Raw genomic sequence first — 26,136 nt, 5'->3', positions numbered from 1 at the left:
AATTTTAGGCCATTAAGACACCACCACAGACATTTAGGACTTGCCCTGTTACATAACTGCTGGCATCTGAGGAAAGAAAATGAATCACGTCTGCAATATCTTCGGGTTTACCTATCCGCCCTAAAGGAATGCTCCGCGCATAATTTTCTCGTTCCTCCTTAGTATACCCTTCTATCATAGCGGTATCTACCATACCCGGGGCAACACAATTTGCCCGGATACCATACTCACCCATTTCCCTGGCTACCGACCTCATAAATGAGATGACGGCTCCTTTTGATGCAGCATAATGTGATGCACCTGTAGGGTGCCCGCGAAGTCCTGCTAAAGAGGCAACTGAAACGATAGAACCACTTTTTTGCTGTATCATATAAGGAAGTACCGCCTGAGTACAATGAAAAACTCCCATAATATTAACATCCAGCATTTTTTTAAATTTAGCTGTAGTAAGAGATTCAATTTGAACATGATCATGAATTCCCGCGGCATTCACGAGTATATCTGCCTTTCCCCATTTCTTTATTACCTGTTCCGTAATTGATTTTATTCCTTCACTATTCGTCACATCCCCTGGTAAAGCAAGAACCTCAACACCATTGGAGACCAATTCCTCAGCAGCCTCTTCCAACTCTCCAGAATTTAAATCTATTAATGCTAATCGTGCACCATTATTTGCAAAAGTTCGTGCAATTGTTAAACCGATTCCCCTGCGAGCCCCTGTAATTAATGCAACCTTACCATCCATCTTAAAAGCGTCCATATTTTATTACCACCTCTCAAACATTAAGCCATTAACGCCCCACCGCATACACTTAAAACCTGACCTGTAACATAACGACTGGCATTAGAACATAAAAATACTGCAGCATCCGCAATGTCCTCTGGTTTTCCAATACGTGCAAGAGGAATCCCTTTTGTATAGGCATCTATTTCAAACTCACCAAATCCAGCAGTCATCGGTGTAGAAATCAAACCTGGAGCAATGCAATTAGCCCTTATTCCAGATGGCCCCATCTCTCTGGCTATGGATCTTATAAATGGAATAATAGCACCTTTAGAAGCAGAGTAATGAGCTGCCCCTATTTTAGAACCTAAAACACCGGCAACTGAAGAGATGGCAACAACAGAACCGCCTCCCTGGGAAACCATTGTTGGAAGTACTGTTTGAGTGCAATGATAGGTTCCAAGTAAATTAATCCCTAGCATTCTTTCAAATTGTAAATCAGTTAATTCGAGTAATGGTATTAGTTCGTGAACACCCGCGTTATTAACAATGGCATCGATTCGTCCCCAGGTTTCTTTGATTTTTCCTATGGCATTCTCTACCTGTTTTTGTTCCGAAACGTCAACTTTTAACGGAATTACATTTTCTCCGCTTTTATCCAGTAACAAAGCTACTTCCTCTACTTGTGGTAAGTGATAATCCAATAATGCTACCTTTGCTCCGTGGTTTAACAGAGTACGAGAAATAGCAAACCCTATTCCTCTTCCTGCTCCTGTCACAACCGCAACTTGATTGTGCATGCTATAAGGTTTCAAAGTTTCCTTCCCCCTTAAGTTTGACCTAGATATGCATTTTGTACAATTTGACTTTCAAGTAAATCCTTACTCCTGCCGCCATGAGTGACAGTACCAGTTTCGAGAATATAGCCTCTTTGAGAGGCCTCAAGTGCACGATGTGCATCCTGTTCAACGATAATGACGGTTAATCCTTCTTTATTTAATTCATTTAAAATTTCAAAAACTTGATCGATAATTACCGGGGCAAGACCTAAAGAAGGTTCATCCAGCATCAGAAGTTTTGGTTCTGCAAGCAGTCCCCTTGCTATCGCAAGCATTTGTTGTTCTCCTCCGCTTAAACTGCCGGCATTTTGGACTAACCTTTCTTTCAACTTAGGAAAGAGTGTAAACATTCTTTCCATCATTTCTTTATAATGTCTACGATTTCGTTTTCCTGGATGGGAAACAAAGTAAGCAAGTTCTAAGTTTTCCTCAATAGATAGTCCTGGAAACACTTGACGGCCTTCAGGCACCAGGCTCAGTCCCATTCGTATTCTTTCAGAAGGAGACATATTGGTAACATCGACATCATTAAATAAAATCTTTCCTGTACGAGATGGAAGCAGACCTAAAATTGCCTTTAATGTTGTTGTTTTTCCAGCACCATTGGATCCCAGAATCGTAATAAACTCCCCTTCTTGAACAGAAAAGGAAAGGTTACGAATTGCTGGCATTTTCCCGTAATTGACCGAAATATTATCTACTATTAACACTTTCCTTTTTTCCTCCCCCCAGATAGGCCTCAATTACAGCAGTGTTTGTACGTATTTCTTCAGGTGTTCCTTTCGCTAAAAGTTTCCCGGATGCTAAGACTACGATATAATCACAGATTTCCATTACCATTTTCATATCATGTTCTACCAGTAAAATGCCAAATTGATCACTTCTTAAAGATGCTAACGATGACGATAATTCACTTGTTTCCTGGGGATTTAAGCCTGCAGCAGGCTCATCTAAAAGAAGATACTTAGGCTTAGAAATTAAGGCTACAGCGATTGCCAGTCTTTTTTGCTCGCCATATGACAGTTCATCTGCCTGTATACCAGACCTGCCCATCAAACCGAGCTGCACAAGTACATTATCCACTTGTTGATTGATCTTCTTTTCATCCTCGCGATATTTTCTCGTATTGAAAAGAACATCCAACGCGGAAGATCCTCTATGACGATGCAGACCTGCACGAACATTATCATAAACAGTTAACTTTCCAAACAGGCTCGTTTGTTGAAAGGTCCGTATCACTCCCTTACGAGCTAATTGATGGCTTGGTTTTCCAGTTATATCAGTTCCATCTACCATCACTCTGCCCGAAGTTGGTTTTGAAAAACCAGTAACCACATTAAAGCAAGTCGTCTTTCCTGCACCATTTGTACCGATAAGACCTACAATTTTTCCAGGCTCAACACTAAATGATATCCCGCTTAATGCCCGCAGTCCTCCGAAATCCTTTGTTAATTCCTCGACAAATAATGCCATAATCGGATTCCCCCCTCCTTTTTAAGTGCCTACATCTAATTCCCCTTCTTCTTTTTTCTTAACCCTATTAAACTTTTTTCGAAAGGAAAGAAAAGTACGGGTTAATACTGGAGCTAAACCGTTAGGTGATAATAGGATAACAATAAGTAAGATTGCCCCAAAAATTAAATCGCTGAACTCTCCTGGAATAAGTTCTGGAACTAATGCGAAGATAGCGGCTCCTAACAAAGGTCCTGCAAGGGTTCCACGGCCTCCTACCATTACTGCAAGAAGGGCGATAGTTGTATAGTGTACACCCGAAACCATAGGAGTGATTAATCCGTAGTAATAACCATAATAAGAACCCGCAATTGAAGCAATCCCTCCTCCTGCTGAAATGATAATAACTTTATAAAGTACAGGACTTATGCCAATTGAGGAAGCAAGAGGCTCGTTATCACGAATAGACATTAGTGCCCGGCCAATCCAGCTTTTCCGCATACGGTACACAAAATAAATCGTAATAAGGACCGTAATCAAAACTAGATAATAAAACGCCATCTCGCCTTTTAATGGAATAGACCCAATCAGTCGAAGTTTTTCCGGATTCAACACCAATCCCATAGGTCCATGTGTTAGTTCAGACCAATTCAATGCTACTAATCTAATAATTTCAGCAAACCCTAAGGAGGCCAAGGAAAAATATATTCCTCCAATACGGATCGTAGCTAAACCAATCAAAAGCCCGCAAATAGTTGAACCTATAATAACAAATGGAATTGTTGCTGCCAGTGACCATTCCATCCGCTCTGTTAGGATACCTGTTATATAAGCCCCTATAGCAAAAAACGCCGCATGACCAAAGGAAACAACTCCGGTATATCCAAACATTAAGTCCAATCCAAAGGCAAGTAAGGCAAAAATTCCTGTTAATATCATTAATGATTGAAGGTATGGGGATGTCGTTACGAAGGGGAAAAGAAGAAATATCAGGACTGCTAGTAAATAATATATTTTCTTCATATTGTCCCCCCCTTTACTGCCTTTTTATCTGAATTCCTCATCCCTGATAACTTCCTGCGTACAAAATAAAGAATAGTTGAAGGCTGAATCAAAAGAACAATAATTAGTAACGCATACCCGAAAACATCTTTCCAGGCACTATTAATATAAGCAGCACCTAAGGACTCAATGATACCAAGAGAGAGTCCGCCTATTGCAGCCCCAAATATATTGCCAGTACCGCCAATTACGAGTACCACAAAACCTTTGATTAAAGTACTTAGTCCCATATCTGCGGTAACCTGTGTAATCGGAGAGAGTAAAACACCCGCTAAACCTGCAACGGCTCCACCGCCAATAAATACAAATCGATAGATTCTATTAGTGGCGATCCCAATAATTTGGGCCCCATCGCTATTTTCAGCCACAGCACGAATTTTCTTTCCCATAAAACTTTTCCGGAGCCAAATCCAAATTGTAACAATTGTAATTAGTCCAACTATAAGTAATACCGCCCTTTGTCCCGGAATAAACATTGAGCCAACGATTATAGGTTTAACAAATGGGGTTGCTATTGTCCCAGATTTGCCCTGCAGCATTACGTTAACAGCATTACTCACCATTAAACTGATGGCAAACGTTGCTAATAGGGTGTTCATGCGGTCGGTGGAAATAACTTTGCTTATACTTCCTAGAATGAGCCAAGCAGCCAATGAGGTTAAGATTACCGCAAGTATTCCAGCAAAAACATAAGGCAGGTTCAACCATTGCATAATAAAAAAGGTGAAGAATCCACCCAACATGTAGAGTTCTCCATGCGAAAAATTAACAATATCCAGCACATGCAATGTAATTGAAATACCAATTGCAACCAACGCATACCCAATGCCAATTACAATTCCCTCTAGAATAATGCTTTCAAGCATAGTGATTACACCTACCTCTAAATAAATAATTCATTACTGTGGACTATTTGGTACTGGGGCAAGTTCTATTAATACGCCAAATGCATCTTTTGGATGCACAAACGAAAAGTCTCCGTTTCGCTCTAAAATTTGTAAATCCTTCTCTTTTAAACCAGCTACTGCTTTATGGTAATCTTCATATTTAAAGCAAATATGATGGATTCCTTCCCCATGTTTGGCTATATATCGTCCAATTACGCTGTCCTCTTTTAAAGGTTCCATCAAATATAAATTAAAGTTTCCAATTTTCACGAAAACGTCTTTGTAGCCTTCTGATTCTACTCCACCATATTTATGAATAACGCCTCCAAATGTATCGGCAAAAAAGCTTGCTGCCTTTTCTAGATTTTTTACTGCGATCGCAATATAAGCAAATTGTGAAATAGATTCACTCATGGTAACTCTCCTCCTATATTCATTTAAAAAACAAGACCGGAGCAGCTGTGTTACATTCTCTCAAAATCCCTCTATTTGAATCCTCTTACAGCACAAATCTCTCCGGCCCTTGTTAAACATTGCCTATTGATTTCAAGCCCTTTTAATCTGACTGCTTACTTTACAGGTACAATTTCTCCATTTTTCACTTCAAGGATCAAGCTGTCCGTATGTGCCCTTCCTTTTTCATCAAAGGTCAGTGTTCCCCGTGGAGTTTCCCAAGTGGTTTCTTTTAACACCTTGCTAATAGCAGCAATATCATCAGCTGTTCCCGCCTTTTCAATCGAGTTCAGCAATAATTTGAGTGATTCCCATGTTGTAACATTAATAGGAGTAGGAAGTTTGTTATACATTTCCTTGAAATCTTTTACAAACTGCTTATTAACCTTATTGTCCAAGGAAGGATGATAAATATCAGCACTTATTACGCCTTCAACGGCACTTCCGCCTTCTTTTACAAAATCCTGTGCCATGTTTCCTGGATTCATAAGCTTTTGGGAAGTAATACCTAATTGCTCCACTTGCTTAAAAAACGACGCTGTCAAACTAGTTCCGGCTGCAGCCAGGTATATAGCATCTGGCTTTAGACTGCGTACCTTTGTCAACAGTACACTGAAGTCAGTTTGAGATCGTTCAAAATGCTCAATTGCAATAATTTTCGGTGCATTTTCTCCTTTCCAATTTGCTTTTAAAGCAGCTATTTCATTTTTCCCGAAATCCGTGTTCTCTGCTACCACAACAACGGTTTTCAAATTTAAATTATCCATTATCCACTTATGGAATTTTTGGCCAAACATAATATTGGTATGGTGGATACCGAAAATATTCCCTTTTGTTTGCATTTCTAAAGGCTGTGGTGCCTGTGCTCCGCTAATAAGGTAAATGGCATCCGAATCTTTCGCCACATTTGTAATTGGAATTGCGACGCTGCTATTCATCGTTCCGGTAAAAAATTTAATGCCCTGTGAATACAGTTTTTTGAATGCTGTGACACCTTGTTCTGGTAAAGATTTGTCATCTTCAATTACGAACTCAATTTTCCTTCCATCTAGGATCCCGCCGGCATCATTTATTTGCTTAGCAATTAGTTTCGCTGTATCCACCGTATCTGCTCCATGGGAAGCGGAGCCGCCGGTCATTGGCGTAATCAGCCCAATCTTAATTGTATCTTTATCACCAGAGCTGGAGTTACTAATACTATTTGAAGTACTTTCTCCAGCTTTTCCCCCTGTCCCAGCTTTTTGACCACTGCATGCAGTAGCAGTTAAAACTATTAATATAGTGAAAATCAAACCGAGTAACCGGACTAATGAATTCCGTTTTTTCATTTTCATTCCTCCATCGTTTTTAAAGTTAATTTAATGATTTTATTTCATAAACCACAACCAATAGGGGAAATTAGGAACCCAATATTTAACTCTAATAATTAATAGTTACTTTGATTTAAGATAAATACACTGAAACAGGAAAATCAGAAACCCATTGATGTTTCGAACAGGATATTACGCTTTACAAAGTTTAAAGATCCTCACCTTTTAAAAGTAAGTCCTCCCTTAAAACACGTTTTAGGACCTTCCCGACGGCACTTTTAGGTAATTCACTTAGAAAAGTAATATCCCTTGGGACCTTAAAATCGGCTAGTTTTTTTCTGCAGAATTCTGTCAACTCAGCTTCCTTAATGTTGCGGCCTCTTCGTAGAACCACAAACGCCTTAATGTCCTCACCTAACTTTTCATGTGGTTTCGCTACAACTGCTGCTTCCAAAACGGCCGGGTGATCTAATAAAGCTGCTTCTACCTCAGCAGAGGAAATATTATATCCTCCCCGCACAACAATATCTTTCTTTCGATCAATATGATATACAAAACCATCTGCGTCCATTTTGACAAGATCCCCAGTATAGAGCCATCCGTCACGTAAGGCGTTTGCGGTTGCCTCAGGGTTTTTATAATATTCCTTCATAATAGATGGGCCACGAAGAATAAATTCCCCAATAGTATCCGGCCCTACATCATTACCATTTTCATCAACTACCCTGAAATGCATATGACGATACATTCCACGGTTTCCTACTGACCCTAGCTTAGAAAGAGCATAATCCTCGCTCAGATAAAGTCCACCTGGGCCTGCCTCGGTTAAACCATATGATTGGACTAAGCCAGTGTTAGGAAAAACCTCCTGCATCCTTTTGATTATCGAAGGAGCCATGCTTGCCCCTCCATAATCCAGAATCCTTAAACAACTTAAGTCAACATCCTCTAAAATTGGAGATTCCAAGATATATTGATAGATAGAAGGAACTGCAACATAAACAGTAGTACGGTATTTATCCATTAGCATCAGGCTGCTCTCAGTTTGATAGTCATCTATTACAAAGGTGCCCCCAGCCCATAAAATCGCCAGTCCATTAAAATGAAGACATCCCCCAACGAAAATTGGAAAGGGCGTTTGATTAACATCTTGCTGCCGCATTCTTAGTGCATCACACCAGCCGATTCCCGCGGCTATAGATGACCCATGGGTATGAAGAACTCCTTTAGGATGGCCTGTAGTTCCCGAAGTATAAAGCAGGTTAGCGTCATCTTCACTTTGAATGTCAATAACTGGGGGGGTGAAGCCTGGATCTTTCATCACCTCATCCCAATTACTAGTATTTGATTGAATGGTTTCATCACCAATGACGATTGGAATAGTTTTAATAGACATTGCCTCAATTGCTTGCATTACATGTTTCGAATCTATACTAAAAAAACATAAATCAGCCTCAGAATGCTCAAGAATATATTTGATCTCAGTTGTTGTTAACCGTGGATTAATAGGAACATTAATCGCTCCCAGTTTTAGTACCGCATGATATAGAAGTACAGCCTCCCCTCCATTTCTATTATCTAGAACCCATGCAACTTTGCTGCCTTTTTTTACACCAAACATATGGTATAGGGATCCAGCCAATTTATCAGTGAGCCTAATCCATTCTAAATATGTTACAGAATGATATTCTCCATCATGAAATTTTCCAACAAAACCGAGCTTATTTGGATATTGATTCGCACGGTCCAAAAGAAGCTCATTGATTGTCCGCGGACTATACTCTGATGGTAATGGCAAACTATTACTCATTTTAAATTCCTTCCCTTCTATATACTTTGAAAGTCCCAACCACCTGGTATATATTTACTATCCGAAAAGGATTTTTAATCCTCTTAAATTTACTTTCAAACAAACATTTATTTTTCTTTAGCTAAAACCGATCTAGCAATAACCAATCTTTGGATTTGATTTGTACCTTCAAAAATTTGATAAATCTTACTATCACGATGAATTCTTTCTAATGGATAATCTTGCATGTAACCGTATCCGCCTAATATTTGTATGGCATCACTTACAACCTTTTGTCTTACGTCAGTAGCGTAACATTTCGCAATAGCCGTTAGCCTAGCTATTTCTGATCTTGTTTTTTCGCCTGAAATAAGAGCATTAGCAGCAGCGTAGGTCATTTGTCGTGCTGTTTCTGTTTGAATTTCCATATCAGCCAGCATAAATTGTATCGCTTGTAAATTTGAGAGCGGCCGTCCGAATTGAGTACGTGTTTTTGCGTAATCAGCGGCATACTTCGTTACGTAATCCATAATTCCTACCGAATCTGCAGCTACAGCAACTCTTCCCTTTGATAATGTTTCCATTGCAATTTTAAATCCTTCACCCTCATTCCCAAGTCTGTTCTCAACCGGTACTCGAACATCTTCATAAATAAGCTCAACAGTTGGAGAACCTCGTAATCCCATTTTCTTTTCAACACGACCCACTTTAAATCCAGGAGCTTTTTGAGTATCAATCACAAATGCCGTAATTCCACGTGTACCAACGTCCTGCTGCGTCTTAGCGAAAACAGTAACATAACGAGCAAGGTTACCTAACGTACAAAAGACTTTGCTTCCATTAATGACATAGCTGTCTCCATCCTTTACCGCCCTTGTGGTGATAGACCCAGCATCTGATCCAGCACCAGACTCCGTTAGACTAAATGCACAAAGAGAGTCACCACTTGCAATTTGCGGAAGCCACCTCCTCTTTTGCTCTTCAGTCCCCGCAATTAAAATAGGCTGTGCCCCTAATGAATGTGTTTCAAGTGTCCCTAATGTTGCGCCGCATGCCGAGGATGATGCAATCGCTTCCAATATAACCGTGAAATCCACAACTGAAAGTCCCAGACCACCATACTCTTTTGGTACAAGTGCTCCAAACAAAAGCTGTTCTTTAAGAATTTCATGAATAGCCCAAGGATATTCCGAATTTTGATCCCATTTTGAAGCATGTGGCTCTACATATCTCTTGCCTAAGTGGTATACATGTTCCCATAATGCAACTTGGTCTTGTGTTAGCTGATAAGTCATCTTTGTTCCTCCCCTAAATGTAAAGAATTTAAGTGAAACCAACAGGTATACTGACCAGTCTACTCAACAGTTTGTAATCTTAATTTAACTTATCCACAATCTGAATGTCAAGAACTTTTTTGAATATATAAAATTTTCTGTCCATTAATAAAATATTTTATCTGATGGAATAAAAAAAGGATTGAAAAATACCATAAAACTATTAGTGGATTAACAGACTATAGAGGGGGCGACTGCATTGGTGGTATGTGACTTTCTCTATTAAATAAAATATTTAATTGCACTATAAGCTGGAATTAATATATGTATTTAGGAATAAATAAATGTATCAACTGGCTATAAAAAATGGACTAACTGCCTAAAATTTTCCACTATTATGGTGGTGAATATGAGGATGCCAAACAATACATCGGCTGCCCCATTACCTTATTTCATTATGTGTGAGATTTTCGTAGTTTCTTTAACTGGCTTATCACAGGAGAAATTGCATAGTACGAGTGAATTAAGGATATTCCCCCAGAAGGAGTGTCTATCATTTAGATAAAGCAAGGAATTATTTTAAATATTTTGCAGCAGAAAGAATTAAAATATCAGATCATAAAAAATTAATTCTAGATAGTAATTCATCATAATTCACCCCTACCATTGTTTAAGTACATCTCCATAGAAGCGGAATTAGAGCCAAACGTGTAATACGATATTCATCATATTAAATGGAATATAGTAATAGAATTCTAATAAATAATAATAAATACTATCCCAAAGATGATCCTGGAAAAGATTTTTTATTTTCAACTCCTTACTTTTTCGAGGCTGTTACTCCTATTAGGACTGCTCTATCTCTATTTATTTAATACTTTTCACTTTGGCATGATTTTTGCGAATTAGATAGGTAAGAAAGAAATTTAAACTAGGAGTTGATGAAAATGACAGATATCTTTGATTTAAAGAATAAAACAGCTATTGTCACAGGAGGCAACCGTGGGTTAGGGCGGTTAATGGCCCTATCTTTAGCGAAAAATGGAGCAAATGTTGCGGTCGTTGGACGTGATGAAGTCAGAAATACAGAGGTAGTTAATGAAATAGAACATTTGGGCAGAAAAGCAATCGGAATTTCTGCAGATTTGACTAAGATTGATTCAATCCAAAATATGGTTTCAATGGTGATAGAAGAGTTTGGAATGCTTGATATCTTAGTGAATAATGCAGGTATTTCCGAAACAAAATTTGCGTTAGAGGTGACAGAGGAAGAGTGGGATAGGGTTATGAATTTGAATGTCAAATCCTTATTCTTTTGTTCACAGGCAGCCGCAAAGATGATGAAGTCACAGGGGCATGGGAGAATTATTAATATTGCTTCCGTTGTAGGAGCTGTTGGGGATGTAGGAATATGTGCCTATACGGCAAGCAAGGGTGCGGTTATTAATTTAACAAGATCCCTTGCGTTAGAATGGGCTAGATACGGAATTACTGTAAACGCAATAGGCCCCGCCTATATTGAAACTGAAATGAACCAAAAGGAATTAAGTAACGAAAAAGTAAAAAATAAAATTATTAGTAAAACACCGCTAAAACGGCTGGGAACCCCAGAGGAGCTGGAAGGTGCAGTACTATTACTTGCTTCGGATGCAAGCAGTTTTATCACAGGTCAAACGATCTATGTTGATGGAGGATGGTTAGCTCAATAATAGGAATAATCTTTTAAATTCTAACATATAACCGCTTAATGAGTAATAGCAGTTAAATAGATGTTTTTCAATCACAAACATATAACCGTTTACGCCTTGAACCAAAAATATTTTCGTAAGTTTACTATATTCGGGGAGGAAAAAACCATGATGACACCTGAGCAATATATTGATAGTCTTCGTAAGCAAAAGAAGGAAGTTTATTTTATGGGGGAAAAGGTTAATAATGTTGTGGACCATCCTGCTATGAGACCGCACATTAATGCTGCATCGGTAACCTATAAGCTGGGAACAGAAGAAGAATATCAACATCTTGGAAGTGCTGTATCCCATTTAACAGGTAAAAAGATTAACAGATGGACTCATATTCCACAAAACCAAGAAGATCTTGTTAAAAAAGCAATGATGCTGCGTGTGGCTGGTCAAATTACAGGGACCTGTTTCCAGCGTTGTGTAGGAATGGACGGGTTAATCACTGTTTACTCAACCACATGGGAAATGGATCGAGAATTAGGAACTAACTATCATAAGAGGTTTCAAGAGTTTTTAATTGAGACCCAAAACAATGATTATATGACGGACGGTGCGATGACTGATCCAAAAGGAGACCGTTCGAAGAGACCATCTGAACAGCATGACCCTGATTTATATGTCAGAGTGGTGGAGGAAAGGCAAGACGGAATTATTGTACGCGGAGCCAAGATGCACCAAACGGGTGCCATTAATTCTCATCAGATTTTAGTAATGCCTGGTATGGCAATGTCACCAAATGATGAGGATTATGCCATTTCCTTTGCAGTTCCTGCAGACGAAAAAGGAATTATTTACGTCTTTGGCCGTCAAGTGAACGACAGCCGTAAATGGGAAGGGACGATTGACCAAGGAAATGCTAAGTATGGTGTCGTTGGCGGGGAAGCACTGATTATTTTTGAAGATGTTTTTGTTCCGTGGAACCGCGTTTTTATGTATAAGGAGACCCAATACACCGGCAGGCTGGTGGATCGTTTTGCCTCCTATCACCGCCAAAATTATGGTGCATGTAAGGCTGGGAATCTCGATGTGCTGATTGGTGCCACTGCCACACTTGCTGGAATGCAAGGTATTGCCAAAGCAAGCCACGTAAAGGATAAGCTTTCTGAAATGGCTCATTTAGTTGAAACGATGTATAGCGGGGCCCTTTCCTGTTCATTTAATTGCTCACAAAATGGGTGTGGAACTGCGTTTGTTGATCCGGTGCTTGCGAATTCATCAAAACTAAATACAGCCCGCTATTATCCAGAAGTCACCAAACTGGCTCAAGATATTGCTGGCGGATTTGTAGCAACAATCCCATCTGAAAAAGAATTTGATAATCCGCGAGTGGCTCCATACATGCATAAATACTTTAGTACAGGTGAAAATGTGGATGCAATTGAACGAATCAAAATGGCGCGCTTAGTTGAGAATATGACAGGTTCAACACCAATAATTGAATGTATGCATGGTGCTGGTTCACCACAAGCACAAAAAGTAGTCCTTCAACGTTCAATCAATTGGAAGGATAAGATGAAATACGCTGCGAAAATTGTGAAAGAGCAAGAACCTAGCCAAACAAATTAATTTGCAGAACATTCCGTGAAACCTTATAAAATCAATAATGATATAGATTTTGGACCCGGATCATAGGTATCGAATTTGTCTCCATTTAAAGCGTTTTTGTATTCTTTTCAAAGAAAAGGGGATTTCCAAAAGGTCAGTTAACTGACCTTTTGAAGCTTTCTTATTTTTAACTTTTTGATTAAGGCTTAAGTCACTTGGAATTTTCACCCGATATTCTTTACGACTTTCTATGTACTGATTATCCTTCCACAAATACCACGAAATTCTTTCGCCTTAAGCTCTGCTACTTCTTCACATTCTTTTCTTGCAGTGGATACATAATAATAAAATTCATAAGGTACTAAATTCGAAATCTTATTTAAACATTCCCCATTATCTAACCCTATATATCTTCTAGAAAATCCTGATTCAAATAAAATGGAGCAGTTTTTTACTTAAAATGACACCACCTGCAAACCTAGTTTTGTTGGTGGTAATCTGCTGCTCCTATCCATTTTTATCATTTAAGAGACATCCTCCATACAGTCCTGAAATAGATCCATAAGAAAATGGTTAGTATCCACTGCCCTTCCCGCTTCTATCTCTATTACAATTCCTAAATTTCTATTATAAGCGTCCTTATTAAATGATTTTTATAATGATCGGTAAGCAGTTGATACCCGCTATTTAAATGCCGAAGCAAGAATAGATTTACCCTCTCCTGAATCTCCTATAAAACCATAGGCTTTTTCATCAATGTCAATAGCACTTCCATGTACCGGAAGAATTTTCTTTTGAAATAAGATGGCCCCCATACATGTTCCTAATAAATATTGGCTGACCGCATCCTCACTAAAATTATCCAGAGGTGATACGATAATCTTTTTCCATTCTGTACAGAGAAAATGGCATATTGGGTATTTGAAACATGACTACATTTCTTTTACAAAAAAATCCTCAATCGTCAATCGTATTTCTAGTTAAGCCCACTGGGATATTAAATCTTAATACTAATTTCGATATTTATTAACTCTTTTTGCATATTCATTTTAGGTAACTAAGGTAATTGAATCTCACTATATATGTCTAGCCCCAAATGCTTTTAAAAAACTCTATTTTGATTATTTAACATAATTCCTTCATTAATAAATAAAAAACCTTATACGTCTTTTTGGGAAAATTTAGCTTAAAATTAAGATTCCAATCTAAGAAGAAAGCATGACAACACAGAAAATGCATTTTTATTAAACATGGGCCTAATTACTCATAAAAACCACCTCTTTTCTTAATAACGAATATTTATAGTTAAAATTTATCACTCCATTGAATTAACGTCATAGTACAAATTGCTTCATTAATTACACACTATTTTATACTTTAAATTTCAAAAAATATTCTGTAATCAGACTAAAAATATTCTTTATTAAGAACCTACTTTGAGTTATACTTTTAGTTAGAATTACTCTTTGAATTTAATGACATCTAACCATTTAATTCGAAATACCAATGGGGGGAGGAAAACACATGAGGAAGGTTTGGAAAAAGCCAGAGTTAGAAATTCTTGATATTAAACATACAATGGCAAATGGCAATGGATACGGACATGATAAGCATGATGGTACTACTGCACCAGGTCATGGCTATGACGATGGTCCTGGTATGGGTCCTGGGAATGGCTTGGGAAAAGGGCATTGGAAAAATGGCCAATTTTTTGACTCATAAAAACGTTAATCTTCAAACCAAATTGATAAACCCATAAAACTTTACAATAAATGAAAGCCTTTTACTTTTTTTCGAATAAGTTACGCCAATGGTGGAAAACGCCTCTTTTTTTTAATGCTCCAATGTTTACGATTGCAGTTAAAAAGTCCGTTCACTGGATGACGAATTGTAACATTAAGGTGTAATCAAAATTATACCACCACTCATTGGCTGTAAACTATGGCCCTCGGTTTGTAGTCAATGGGTGATTAATCCTTATAAATAAAAACGTAAGCATATATTAAAGAACTCTCTTCAAAAAGTACAACCACCACAAATCAGTTCCTAAATGAAACTTCATGCCCTAAAAAGGGAGACTCATATCTTATTTTTGGGTGACCTAAAAAATTAAAATAGTGTCTCAGCATTAGGAAAACAAGCAATCACAGCGGCAAAAGTATAACGGGGTGTAAGATGAATAAAGAACACAGGTTGCAGATATTTAAAGAGTATTTTACAATGAAGGGCATTTCAAAAACCTTCACTTTATTAAGACCTTTTATTATGAATCATCGGAATGCCTATCTATTATTAATCTTTTTATTAGGTATAGATATTATTTTAACAATCGCCTTTGCAACATTTTTTGGAGATATTGCCGATGCTGCTGTGCGGGCAGACTTTAACAAGATAAAATCATTGGTCTCAATCGGATTCTTACTCGTTGCAATCAGTATTATTTCTTCCTTTGTGGAAATTTACTTCGAAACGATAGCAACAAATGGTGTAAAGAGGGATCTTAAAAATCATTTATTTAGTCATATTTTACGTCTTCCTACTAATAAGACCTCTGATTTTAGGTCTGGGGAATTAATTTCTCATTTTACAAATGATATTCATAGTTTAGAAGGAGTAATTGGATATAGTCTAATCAATTTAATTCGGCTTCCAGTCATTTTTATCTCGGTCTTCATTTATCTCATTCAAATTAATGTTACATTATCTCTGCTTAGTTTGCTTGTTACGCCAATTGCTGTTGTTGCAGGTGTAGTATTTGGCCTATTGCTTCGTAATAATAGCAGAACAATTCACAGTTTAATTGGGCGTATTAATACTCATATTAATGAAACATTCAATGGGATTTCTGTCATTCGTTCATTTACACTTGAAAAAGTGTTTTTTAAAAAATTCGTTTACAAAAATGAATCTTTATATCAATTAGAATTACAAAATGCCAAACTCCAAGGATGGTTCAATAGTGGAGGCAGCTTAGTAAGTTCAATTACCTTTTATGTATGTCTCCTATTAGGGGCCTATTATGTTTCAAAAGGAATTATGACAGTTGGTGCATTATTAACGTTTGTTAACCTTGTAAATCATTTAGTTTATCCATTAACTGGTCTTGCTGGACAATGGGCGCATTTTCAACGGTCGATAGCGGCTGTGGAGAGACTTGTCAATGTCCTAGAAGTACCAGTTAATTCTGATGAACTGCCATCTAATACTATAGCCAAGCCGATTAAGAAAAATATTCAATTCAAAAAAATTACCTTTAGTTACGATGAAAATAAAAAGGTATTCAATAATTTTAACCTTACAATTCCCGCTGGTAAGATTATTGCTATTGTCGGTCCAAGTGGAGCTGGAAAAAGTACGTTGTTTAACCTTATGCAAAGTTTCTACAAACCACAAATAGGATCCATTTTCTTTGACGACGTTTCAATTGATAACTTTACTTTATCTGAACTAAGAAGTACTATCGCTAATGTACCTCAGGAGACATTTCTATTTGCAGGCACAATCAAGGAAAATTTATTAATAGCAAGACCAGATATAACTGAGGATGAAATGGTTGCTGCTTCAAAGGACGCATGTATTTATGATTTTATCATGGGGCTTCCGAAAGGATATGATACGGAAATAGGAGAAAGGGGAGTTAAATTATCTGGGGGACAAAAACAACGTATTGCCATCGCCCGAGCTATCTTAAAAAATGCACCAATTTTGCTACTTGATGAGGCAACATCGGCTTTAGATAATGAAACAGAATTTTATGTAAAAGAATCATTAGATAAATTAATGAAGGGGCGAACCACTCTTGTGATTGCCCACCGGTTATCAACCGTACAAAATGCTGATATAATTCTCGTTCTAGATAAAGGTGAAGTTGTTCAAATAGGTAAACATGATGACTTAATCCAAACTCCGGGTTTATATCAAAATTTAAACCAATTACACTTCCAAAGCAAAGAAGATAAAACATTATCTTTGGCTGCACATGGATAAAAAGAAAAATCCCCGACTACGACAAATGCTGACATACTAAATTCTTGGTCCTAATTAATTGCTTTTTATAACACAGTTCTACCTTCTTCTATAGAAGTATATTACCAATAAAATTAAATAAATTTTAAACCAAAACATACGGCTGTTCCAGATTGAGCGAAAACCACTTATAATGAAGCAAGAATATTCTAACTCTATTCTTGCTTCAACAAAATACCATAAACACCAGTCATCGCTACTTAAATAAATACTATGATTTTTTGATAAAACCTTTTTAAAGGAAAAGGACCATTCATTAATAATCCTCTTACCAACCCATATCATTTAACCTTTAAATTTATCCAATTGCTCTCTTAATGTTATTCCGAAATAAGTTCTTTGTGTCTATCATGTTTATTATAGGTTTATAAAAGAAATTAATAATATACGAAGAAATTAGGCATAGAATTATAAGCCAGACATAAATAAGAATTGGATATTTTGGTGCAAATGTCACGTTGGGGAAAATTATCATATAAAAAAACATATGGGTTAACCAAATATTAGTTGAATGTGTACTTACATAATCTAGAACCTTTAATACTGGACCGCTCTTGTTCATCAAATTGAAAAAGCAAATAAACGCTATCCCTGTAATTGGTGCAATGATCATCGATTCATACAGGGAATGGATGAGGATCAGCAAAATAATCCCGATAATGCATAGTAAATTTTTACGTGGAAATTTATTAAACATATTGGAAATTTTGGAGTATATTTTTTCCTTCGCAAATATAGCCCCAACAATAAATGGCAGCTGGGATGTTCCAACTAGAACGATGGCATTTACGAATGTAATTAGTACTGTATGATCCCCAAAATCAATCACATGCTTAATTCTTTGAATATATGTTACTAAATATATAAAACCAGATATAAACAACAGAATAATGGAATTATATTTTTTTACAACCATAAAAAGATACGGGGTCAAGAGTACAAGGAGGATATATGTTTGGACAAACCACCATGCACCATTGTATGAGTTAGAAAGTACAAAAAGATTAAGAAAAAATTTTATAGGACTACCGGGTAGTATATTAGATTTTCCTGCTAGAGCACCTATGAATACAAATAATATTAATATTATCCAATAGTTAACGAGTAATTTTAAAATCCTGTTTAAATTTTTCTTGATAACCGAACCTTTCCCATTTTGAAGACTAACAAACAAACCATAACCACTTGCAAAACAGAACATGGGCACACAAGCATCACCGAATAAGCCGATATAATAAACTAAAGGAACTCCATTGATCATTGGGAAAGTTTCATATAACCCATTTATATCTTTCCGACAAAAAAGATGAAGGAGCAGCATAAATAATATGGCTATTCCTTTTGTTATTTTCATATCCTGTTTGGTGAATTCCAATTTTCATCTCCTCCTTCCCCACTAACTAATAAGTGGGAATTTTTAAGGTTTATATTGAAGAGAATATGTACATGACCTTCACAAAATTATCCAATAATTAACATATATGGAATACTTTATATATATGATAAAGGGTTTTGTTTTTTTATTCTTTAACATATCCCCCTTTTGTTAAGGAATTTTTTATAATTAAAGCAAATACTCTTTTTAAACTTAAACCTAAATGAAGCCAACTTATAAGGAATCCCTGAATAAAGAAACAAATAAAGCCACCAAAACCAATAACATATTTAAACTTAGAAGATGATATCCATTTTAAAAATAGATTGTTTATGCTTTTTGCAAGCAATGCTCCAACAATAAACATTCCTAGATAATGTAGAGGTTAAAGTAGTTAGTCTTATTGGGCCATTAATTTTTATCGAGATGTTTGACATTAGATAAGCTAAATACCACTAATAGGATAAAGATTAATACACTTGTACTCCAACTGACTTTTAAGATAAAATAATACACAAATGGATGCACCAAAGAAATCCTCATTTCATGGACAAGCGACCAGATACCATAATAAAAGCACTAGTATTAAATTAACCTATAAAAAATAATATGACGGCCGCATGACCGTTCCAAAAAAATGTATTATAGTATTTCTAATCTTATATTAAAGGCCATTGCTAATGAAGGAAAAGTCCAAATAAATTGACTAAGAACAACCATCATTGTAGCCAATCCTCTTATTGAATCCAATTCTTGAAATCGTTCAATATAAGACTCTCCTCAATATTAGTAAAAGATCTCTTCCTAGAAGAATTTCCATTTGATTCGAATCTCCTACTCTTAATATTGTATGACGTATATGAGCGCTATGGGGTTCCAAATCAACTTTTTATTGGGAAATGAATAAAGGAGAAGCATAATTAAATATTATGGCTACTCCCATTGTTATTTATATTATATTATCCTGTTTTAAAATTCCCCAGTATTTTTAAACACCTTTTGAATTAATAAGATTAAACTTTTTTAAAGTGAATTTTCCAAATGAATTATTTAAATACTTAAATTCCTCAGTCCTAAAAAATATTAAAATATATATTATGTTTGGAATTAATAAGCAAATAACTCCTTTCACAATCAAAGAAAAAAAACTTACTTCTAAAGTAACTAAATTACAGGTACAAACACTAACGAAGCCAGCCATTATTGTCAAGAATAAATAAATTAAATAAGTCTTTAAATACAAGTAAATTGGTTTATTAAAAATTTTATTATAAACTAAACGAGGTGCCTTCCAAAAAATACAGATAATACTAATAGTTGTACCTAAGAAAATGCCTGAAATACCCATAAGTTTAGCCAACATAATTGATGATCCTAAATTTATAGCGGCTCCAATTAAAGGCATATATTTATCTTCAACAAATATTCCACCCTTTGTTTTAAATGTAAAAATTGCTGATCTTAATCCTGAGATATAAAAATTAAAAATTATTATTAATACAGTTAAAGAATCTAATAAATATTTCTCACCGATCCACCAAATAATAAAAGGATTTAATAAAACATACAATATGATAGCACCAATTGAATATATCCAGAAATTAATTAGAAAAGCTACTTTAAAAATGAAGTATTTTTTTTCATTACTTTCAGTAGCAATCAGATTTCCAACACTTGCTCCAATTCCATTGAAAACAGGTGATAAAAGTTGGCTTAATTGACCTATAATCATTGCATAATTAGAATAAATTCCAACCGAAATAATACCAACAAATGATGATATCAGTATATTATCAGTTCCATTTAATGCATAACCGCCAATATTATGCAGAAATAGTGCCTTTATTTTTGTAATAATACCTCTTTTTTCCGTTTCATCAATAGATAGTTTTTCTTTAGATTTTATATAGGAGTATCTTTTCTCAACAACATGTCCTATGAATAATGCTTGTAGTAAATAAATAGATATCTCTGATAATAGATATAAAATAAAACTTTTTGTTATGATTAATATAATAATTTTTGCAATTGTTGTTATAACCTGAAAGGATAAATTTATACTAGATATTACATATCCTTTTTGATCAGCATTTATTAAAGATACCTTATGTGCATTTAAATAGGAAATTATATTTTTACCTACAAAAATAAAGTAAGCAAGCGATAAATAAGGTATCGTATCACTACCTTTAATAAAAATATCTAGAAATGGGAAAAAGGAAAAACTAAGTAAAAGAACAATAATTGCAACACAAAAATATGCTTTTTTATATAGTTGTACTAGGGCAATAATTTTTGATTTATCGTTAACTGCTAGTGGTTTATAAAGGGAAAATACAATACTTGTGCCAATTCCACTTTCAACCAAGGAGAGCATTGCAAGAACATTTGTTAACAATCCATTAACCCCTAAATATTCTGCACCTAAATTATCTAAAAAAACTTTTCTGGAGACAAAGCCCAATATTGCAATAACCACCTGGGAAATTATAATCACTAAAATATTTTTAATTGAATTTTTTGTTCTCATTTTTTCTTACCCTATTAATATTATATTGGAACATGTTTTTAAACTTCACAATTTGATAAAACAATCTGACATTTTTATGGATACAAATTCTTTTTAATAATTTATAATAAAAAGATGGACATTTATAATGTAAAATATCTTTATTAAACTCTTTATCATAAAAAATCGTTTTAAGTATATTAATTTTCTTTTTTTCCTTTAATTCTCTTATTACTACATTTTGCATAAACGATAAAGTCACTCCTACGTAATGATTTTTTATCGTACTGGAATACTTTTCTAAATTATATATTTTGCAAATTTCTAACTTAAAATTTTTATTATCCAAAATATATTCGTAAAAGTTTTCTCTAAAAATCTGGGTTAGAGAGTCTCTTTTATTTATTTGATAATTGTATAAAGGCTTATCAATAAAAATTAACTTATTTATTTTGTTAAGCAATGTCCAATTTAATATTGCATCCTCACTATGGCTTTTACGATTTTCAAATCGTATTTGATTATCAATAAATAAAGATTTCTTATAGACTTTATTAACACATGATATTAAACTATATGTTCTTTCCACTAGCACTGATGGTATTATATAATCTCGGATTATTTCTTGATCCAATACGCAGCCTACGTCCTTCCAAACTGGTGATATAGATACGGTGTTGTTAATAAAATTTTTAGTTTTAATGGGACATACTACGATATCCGCATTATTTTTTTTTGCAGTTTGCAGTAATACATCGTACATTTCAGGCTCAACGGTATCATCGGGATCAATAAATCCAATATATTCCCCTTTTGAAAGGTTAATTCCACAATTTCTTGCTGATGAAACCCCCTCATTCACCTTATGAATTACCTTAATCCTATTATCTTTCTTTGCATAGTTTTCACAAATCTCTCCACAATTATCAGGAGAACCATCGTTAACCAATATAACTTCAAAATCCTTATAGGTTTGTGAAAGTATTGATTCTATACAATTAGGTAAGTATTGTTCTACATTATAAATAGGTACAACTATACTAAGTTTCAGCATTTCTTACTATCCTTTCTAATAAAGTGAACGTCTTATCTACCATTAATTTCATAAATAAGTTTAATTACATAATACCTAATAGTTTATCCACCTGAATTAATTGATTGGTTTCATCGATAGATAAATTTTTAGTAAATTTATCACACATATTTTTATTATTTATTAATTTCACAATTGCATTATAGATTTCATTTTCATCTATTTTTACTATTAACCCAGTTTTCCCATTGATTATCTGTTCTTTTGCACCATTTACATCAGTAGTTATAATTGGTTTATTTAAAGTTTTTGCCTCTAGCAAAGTTATACAATAACCTTCATATCTTGATGGCTGTACATAAATATTACACTGCTTTATATAAGGATACGGATTCGGGGTTGAGCCTAAAAAAATAAATGATTCCTTTAGATTGTGTTTTTTTACCAACTCCATTAATTCTTTTTTCGAACTTCCATCACCTAAGCAATACCATCTTATTTTATATCCTTCCTTTATTAATTTCGCCAATACCCTAATAGCAATATCTTGACCTTTCTCCGGCGCAAGCCTTCCAACCGTTAAGATTCTTATACCATCATACTCATCAGGAAATCCATTAGCTTCAAGTGAAAGATGCCTAATATTATCTAAAGAAACAATATTTTTAAATATATAGGTTTTTTCTTTGACTGAGGGCACAAGTTTAATTAACTTAGATTTCGCCTCGTCTGAAACAACAAAAACTTTATCGAACTTCTTATAAACCTTGGAAGCGAATTTTTTATTGAAACCAATTTTAGTAACATCAAAATGAATCCACTGAACCTTATTCCTAGCTCTAATTTTGTTTAAAATAAAATAGCTTATGAAGTCCATTGGGCCTGCATAAGCTATTGCCATGTCATATTTGATTTCCTTCCTATAAATATCTTTTAAAATATATTTAAAAAGAAATCTCCGATCCCTAAAAATATTTGATAGTAAAAATAAAAAAAATAATATAATTGCCTTAAGAGGTTTTCCTTTCTTAAAATATTTCATTATTGTTATTTTTGGTGGGTTATTTATAATACCCTTAATATTTTCGTATCCTTGAAATACTTCAATGTTTACATCATTAGGTATATAATCATAAAATCCACCGTATTTTTCCAACATAAATATTGTTATATCATATTTTTCTCTTGGAATCTCAGAAAGCATGTTAAGTAAGGCCTTTTCAGTACCACCTATATTCATATTTATAAGCATAAATAATAATTTTTTCTTCATTTTATTATCTCTCTTTCAATTATTTCAAGTTATACTTACTTCTTTCCCTTAATATATGAATCTAATTCTTCAAATTGTAATGCAGCTTGTGAAATAATTGATCTATCTTTTAATTGATTAGTATTAATTGTTGATATAAGTTCATTAATATCTAATTCTTCCATGTCTTTAATGAAACAACAATTATTTTCCATACCCAAGTCTTTAAGAACATTATAAGTTTTATTACTATAAATAATTGGATATACTCCCTGATTTAACAATAACGCTAATATGATTGAATGAAATCTTGTGCCTATTATTAGTTCGCAAGATTTATACTTATTTAAAAATGAATCTATTTCACCTTCATAGTTAATTATTTCCAATCGATCTAAAAGTTCTAAATTTATATCTTTAATAATATTTTTAATAGCATCAATATCTCCTTCTTTTTCACAAAAGGAGAAAAATTTAATTTTATATCCAAGTTCTAAATACCTCTCAACTAATTGAATAATTTTTTTATTATACATAATATAATTTTTTTTAAACTCTGACCTTTTCTCCAAATTAATAATCGAAAAGCCAATACATTTTTCGGATGCTGTTTTGGTATCCACTTTTAAGTTAAACACTGCATCGGGAGCAAACCTTACATTTTTTAAATCATTAAATAGATTATAAGAATTCTTATCCCTGAAGCAAATATCATCAAATTTCAAAAAAAACTCCTTATGTTTTTCTACAAATAACTCATTTTTATATGGTCCAAAGTTAGCTCCAATAATAAAATTTTTCTTTTTATTATTTTTAAACTTATTCGGTAAATATCCTCTAGAACATAATCCTTCTTCCCAATCCTTACTTTCCATAAAAATTGATCCACCTATTGTAACGAAGGCATCGTATTTTCTAAAATTCAGGAGTTTTTCATTAATTTTATAAAATAAGTTAATATTTCTAACTCCTAAATTTAGTTTAAGGGTTCTAATTATATTAACATTCTTATTCCTATTGAAGATTTTCAAATAGGTTTTATCGGTAGTCAATAAGTCCCATTTGACATCTGGATATCTATCGAACAAGACTTTTAGAAATAAATCATCTCCCAAATTTTTAGCGAAGTAGGCGTTAACTAAAATCCTTTTTCCTTCCAAATTACTTTCCCCTTAAATAAAAATTTATTAGTCCATTGATTTTTTAATATCCAAGCTTTATTTTATCCAATTAATTTATAAAATTTTTCTATTTCCTCAACATTTCCTTTCCTTTCCTCTTGTAAATATTTTACAATGTTTCTCCTTAATCCTTTATTTTTAAGTATTTCAATTAAACCTTTGTAAACTGCTTCCGCATCCATATCAACAACCAGTCCATTTTTCCTTTCAACCATCTGATTGTAAACTGCATCAAATCTCGTAGTTACAACTGGAATATTCAGCATCCTTGCCTCTGCAATTGCAAGTCCGAATCCTTCAAACCTAGACGTTTGAACATATACATCAGCATTTTTTATATAAGGATATGGATTTGCCTTGACACCTAATAATATAAAATGCTCAGATAAATTATTATCGATAATACTTTTTTCAATTTCTTCTCTCAATGGCCCTTTACCAAGTGCATACCATTTAAAGTTTACACCTTTATCCTTCAGCTTTTTACATGCATCAATCGCAATATCATAGCCTTTTTGATGGGCAAGTCTTCCAATGGTTAATATGCGAATTCCATCAAAATTATCATTATATCCTTCTCCAAGTTCTGACATTCTTGAAATAAACTCCGGATTATTAATATCATAAATGATTTCAACTTTGTCATAGTAATATGGAAATGTTTCTACAAATATTTCTTTTGCAGAATCGGATACTGCTACAATTTTATTGTATTGATTATAGAATTGTTTTTGAAATCCCTTTTCATACTCATCTAATCTATAACTAACATTCACCCAGGCGAATTTTTTCTTTGCCTTTACTTTGTCAGCTACATAAAAAGTTGGAACTCCTTGTGCGTAACTTATTGCAATATCATATTTTTTAGGATTTTCTTCAATAACGTTTGAAACGCTTTGCCAAAAGATTCTAGCCTTTTGGGCATTGCTGCATTCTCTCTTCCTTATTCTTACAGAATATTTCATTCGGGAAGATAACATTTTAAGGTTAAAATGTGTGATAGAGTTTTTAAATGCATAAGCTAATGGTAAAGAGGCATAATCCGTATACTTTAATGGTTTTAATATATTTACTTCTTTTGGAACAAGTTCTTCCAATACACCGCCGTGTCCAAATAACATTAGATCGACTGAGAATTTAGAGTAGTCTAGCAACGACAATAATGTAACTAAACTCTTTTCCGCTCCTGCACAATCCAACGAATCTATTACAAACAATAAATTCTTTTTCATATTTGACTTCTCCATTCAATGCTTGCTAAATTAATATTTTACTTTTTAAAATTGTCGATGAGGTTTCTCTTGTATAAGGAAAATATACAAGATCGACACCAACCTTTTTGAATTTCTCTTCGTATTCTTTCCACATAGTAGTATTTTTCCAATCATCACCGTGGAACATTACCTCAAATTTTAGTTGCTCCCATGCATCAAGTTTATTCATGGTTCCTTGAACTACTACTTTATCAACATATTTTATTGACTCTACAATTTTCATTCTGTTTTCTAATGTAATTACTGGCGTTTTATTTTTATAACTTCGAACTAATTCATCGGTACTAACCCCTACAATTAAGTAATTACAGAGTTCTTTGGATTTTTGTAAAATATTTAAATGTCCTACATGAAATAAATCGAAAACACCTGTAGTATATCCAACTTGATATTTCTTCATTAAAACTTC

At 34.3% G+C, this 26,136-nt stretch carries 21 protein-coding genes; 4 read left to right on the top strand and 17 right to left on the bottom strand.

Features of this window, described 5'->3' with window-relative positions; all coding sequences use genetic code 11:
- Positions 1–4 precede the first annotated feature (4 nt).
- The 10 genes from M3183_RS09095 to M3183_RS09050 form a co-directional block, all read right to left on the bottom strand.
- Positions 5–760 carry an SDR family NAD(P)-dependent oxidoreductase gene (locus tag M3183_RS09095; protein ID WP_251468703.1) on the bottom strand — a complete coding sequence of 252 codons (756 nt, stop codon included), beginning with the start codon at positions 758–760 and terminating at the stop codon, positions 5–7.
- 23 nt (positions 761–783) lie between these two features.
- Complete coding sequence (locus M3183_RS09090) at positions 784–1,539, bottom strand: SDR family NAD(P)-dependent oxidoreductase (protein ID WP_251468701.1); 756 nt, start codon at positions 1,537–1,539, stop codon at positions 784–786.
- Positions 1,540–1,553: 14 nt separating this feature from the next.
- Positions 1,554–2,273, bottom strand: coding sequence for an ABC transporter ATP-binding protein (locus M3183_RS09085; protein ID WP_251468699.1), 720 nt, complete (start codon positions 2,271–2,273; stop codon positions 1,554–1,556).
- Positions 2,257–3,036: an ABC transporter ATP-binding protein gene (locus M3183_RS09080; protein ID WP_251468697.1), complete on the bottom strand. Its 780-nt coding sequence runs from the start codon at positions 3,034–3,036 to the stop codon at positions 2,257–2,259. The genes M3183_RS09085 and M3183_RS09080 overlap by 17 nt, the downstream gene beginning before the upstream one ends.
- A gap of 21 nt (positions 3,037–3,057) precedes the next feature.
- The gene (locus M3183_RS09075; RefSeq protein WP_251468695.1) at positions 3,058–4,038 is read right to left on the bottom strand and encodes a branched-chain amino acid ABC transporter permease; all 981 of its coding nucleotides are present in this window, start codon (positions 4,036–4,038) and stop codon (positions 3,058–3,060) included.
- Entirely contained in the window at positions 4,035–4,943 is a 909-nt protein-coding gene (locus M3183_RS09070) for a branched-chain amino acid ABC transporter permease (RefSeq protein WP_251468693.1), read from the bottom strand. Before M3183_RS09070 ends, M3183_RS09075 begins: the two co-directional genes overlap by 4 nt.
- A gap of 33 nt (positions 4,944–4,976) precedes the next feature.
- Positions 4,977–5,378 carry a VOC family protein gene (locus tag M3183_RS09065; RefSeq protein ID WP_251468691.1) on the bottom strand — a complete coding sequence of 134 codons (402 nt, stop codon included), beginning with the start codon at positions 5,376–5,378 and terminating at the stop codon, positions 4,977–4,979.
- A 155-nt stretch (positions 5,379–5,533) separates the two neighbouring features.
- Entirely contained in the window at positions 5,534–6,745 is a 1,212-nt protein-coding gene (locus M3183_RS09060) for an ABC transporter substrate-binding protein (RefSeq protein ID WP_251468689.1), read from the bottom strand.
- Between the two features lie 190 nt (positions 6,746–6,935).
- The gene (locus M3183_RS09055; RefSeq protein WP_251468686.1) at positions 6,936–8,537 is read right to left on the bottom strand and encodes a class I adenylate-forming enzyme family protein; all 1,602 of its coding nucleotides are present in this window, start codon (positions 8,535–8,537) and stop codon (positions 6,936–6,938) included.
- A 107-nt stretch (positions 8,538–8,644) separates the two neighbouring features.
- On the bottom strand, positions 8,645–9,811 hold the full coding sequence (locus tag M3183_RS09050) for an acyl-CoA dehydrogenase family protein (RefSeq protein ID WP_251468684.1): 1,167 nt from the start codon (positions 9,809–9,811) through the stop codon (positions 8,645–8,647).
- 926 nt (positions 9,812–10,737) lie between these two features.
- Between M3183_RS09050 and M3183_RS09045 the strand changes: the two genes are divergently transcribed.
- The 4 genes from M3183_RS09045 to M3183_RS09030 all read left to right on the top strand — a co-directional run bounded on the left by M3183_RS09045 (position 10,738) and on the right by M3183_RS09030 (position 17,064).
- On the top strand, positions 10,738–11,499 hold the full coding sequence (locus tag M3183_RS09045) for an SDR family NAD(P)-dependent oxidoreductase (RefSeq protein ID WP_251468682.1): 762 nt from the start codon (positions 10,738–10,740) through the stop codon (positions 11,497–11,499).
- 147 nt (positions 11,500–11,646) lie between these two features.
- Positions 11,647–13,098, top strand: coding sequence for a 4-hydroxyphenylacetate 3-hydroxylase family protein (locus M3183_RS09040; RefSeq protein ID WP_251468680.1), 1,452 nt, complete (start codon positions 11,647–11,649; stop codon positions 13,096–13,098).
- 1,503 nt (positions 13,099–14,601) lie between these two features.
- Positions 14,602–14,799, top strand: coding sequence for a paeninodin family lasso peptide (locus M3183_RS09035; protein ID WP_251468678.1), 198 nt, complete (start codon positions 14,602–14,604; stop codon positions 14,797–14,799).
- A gap of 498 nt (positions 14,800–15,297) precedes the next feature.
- Positions 15,298–17,064, top strand: coding sequence for an ABC transporter ATP-binding protein (locus M3183_RS09030; protein ID WP_251468676.1), 1,767 nt, complete (start codon positions 15,298–15,300; stop codon positions 17,062–17,064).
- 337 nt (positions 17,065–17,401) lie between these two features.
- On the opposite strand, the gene M3183_RS09025 is transcribed toward M3183_RS09030, so the two are convergent.
- The 7 genes from M3183_RS09025 to M3183_RS08995 form a co-directional block, all read right to left on the bottom strand.
- A complete protein-coding gene (locus M3183_RS09025) occupies positions 17,402–18,478 on the bottom strand; it encodes an acyltransferase family protein (RefSeq protein ID WP_251468674.1) in 1,077 nt (358 codons plus the stop codon).
- A gap of 988 nt (positions 18,479–19,466) precedes the next feature.
- Complete coding sequence (locus M3183_RS09020) at positions 19,467–21,008, bottom strand: lipopolysaccharide biosynthesis protein (RefSeq protein ID WP_251468672.1); 1,542 nt, start codon at positions 21,006–21,008, stop codon at positions 19,467–19,469.
- Entirely contained in the window at positions 20,986–22,041 is a 1,056-nt protein-coding gene (locus M3183_RS09015; RefSeq protein WP_251468671.1) for a glycosyltransferase family 2 protein, read from the bottom strand. The genes M3183_RS09020 and M3183_RS09015 overlap by 23 nt, the downstream gene beginning before the upstream one ends.
- A 64-nt stretch (positions 22,042–22,105) precedes the next feature.
- Positions 22,106–23,293 carry a glycosyltransferase gene (locus tag M3183_RS09010; RefSeq protein ID WP_251468669.1) on the bottom strand — a complete coding sequence of 396 codons (1,188 nt, stop codon included), beginning with the start codon at positions 23,291–23,293 and terminating at the stop codon, positions 22,106–22,108.
- Between the two features lie 35 nt (positions 23,294–23,328).
- On the bottom strand, positions 23,329–24,432 hold the full coding sequence (locus tag M3183_RS09005; protein ID WP_251468667.1) for a polysaccharide pyruvyl transferase family protein: 1,104 nt from the start codon (positions 24,430–24,432) through the stop codon (positions 23,329–23,331).
- A gap of 62 nt (positions 24,433–24,494) precedes the next feature.
- On the bottom strand, positions 24,495–25,685 hold the full coding sequence (locus tag M3183_RS09000) for a glycosyltransferase (protein WP_251468665.1): 1,191 nt from the start codon (positions 25,683–25,685) through the stop codon (positions 24,495–24,497).
- Positions 25,686–25,710: 25 nt separating this feature from the next.
- The gene (locus tag M3183_RS08995; RefSeq protein WP_251468663.1) at positions 25,711–26,127 is read right to left on the bottom strand and encodes an FAD synthase family protein; all 417 of its coding nucleotides are present in this window, start codon (positions 26,125–26,127) and stop codon (positions 25,711–25,713) included.
- Between the last annotated feature and the right edge of the window lie 9 nt (positions 26,128–26,136).

This window comes from Neobacillus mesonae (genome assembly GCF_023715155.1).
Lineage (GTDB): Bacteria > Bacillota > Bacilli > Bacillales > Cytobacillaceae > Neobacillus > Neobacillus mesonae_A.
Note: the sequence above shows the minus strand (reverse complement) of the source record. Positions and strands in the feature narration are given on the sequence as shown.

Coding starts and splice junctions, on each gene's coding strand:
- M3183_RS09095 (WP_251468703.1), bottom strand. CDS start 760: ATGGACGCTTTTAAGATGGATGGTAAGGTTGCATTAATTACAGGGGCT.
- M3183_RS09080 (WP_251468697.1), bottom strand. CDS start 3,036: ATGGCATTATTTGTCGAGGAATTAACAAAGGATTTCGGAGGACTGCGG.
- M3183_RS09075 (WP_251468695.1), bottom strand. CDS start 4,038: ATGAAGAAAATATATTATTTACTAGCAGTCCTGATATTTCTTCTTTTC.
- M3183_RS09070 (WP_251468693.1), bottom strand. CDS start 4,943: ATGCTTGAAAGCATTATTCTAGAGGGAATTGTAATTGGCATTGGGTAT.
- M3183_RS09065 (WP_251468691.1), bottom strand. CDS start 5,378: ATGAGTGAATCTATTTCACAATTTGCTTATATTGCGATCGCAGTAAAA.
- M3183_RS09060 (WP_251468689.1), bottom strand. CDS start 6,745: ATGAAAAAACGGAATTCATTAGTCCGGTTACTCGGTTTGATTTTCACT.
- M3183_RS09055 (WP_251468686.1), bottom strand. CDS start 8,537: ATGAGTAATAGTTTGCCATTACCATCAGAGTATAGTCCGCGGACAATC.
- M3183_RS09050 (WP_251468684.1), bottom strand. CDS start 9,811: ATGACTTATCAGCTAACACAAGACCAAGTTGCATTATGGGAACATGTA.
- M3183_RS09045 (WP_251468682.1), top strand. CDS start 10,738: ATGACAGATATCTTTGATTTAAAGAATAAAACAGCTATTGTCACAGGA.
- M3183_RS09040 (WP_251468680.1), top strand. CDS start 11,647: ATGATGACACCTGAGCAATATATTGATAGTCTTCGTAAGCAAAAGAAG.
- M3183_RS09035 (WP_251468678.1), top strand. CDS start 14,602: ATGAGGAAGGTTTGGAAAAAGCCAGAGTTAGAAATTCTTGATATTAAA.
- M3183_RS09030 (WP_251468676.1), top strand. CDS start 15,298: ATGAAGGGCATTTCAAAAACCTTCACTTTATTAAGACCTTTTATTATG.
- M3183_RS09020 (WP_251468672.1), bottom strand. CDS start 21,008: ATGAGAACAAAAAATTCAATTAAAAATATTTTAGTGATTATAATTTCC.
- M3183_RS09015 (WP_251468671.1), bottom strand. CDS start 22,041: ATGCTGAAACTTAGTATAGTTGTACCTATTTATAATGTAGAACAATAC.
- M3183_RS09010 (WP_251468669.1), bottom strand. CDS start 23,293: ATGAAGAAAAAATTATTATTTATGCTTATAAATATGAATATAGGTGGT.
- M3183_RS09000 (WP_251468665.1), bottom strand. CDS start 25,685: ATGAAAAAGAATTTATTGTTTGTAATAGATTCGTTGGATTGTGCAGGA.
- M3183_RS08995 (WP_251468663.1), bottom strand. CDS start 26,127: ATGAAGAAATATCAAGTTGGATATACTACAGGTGTTTTCGATTTATTT.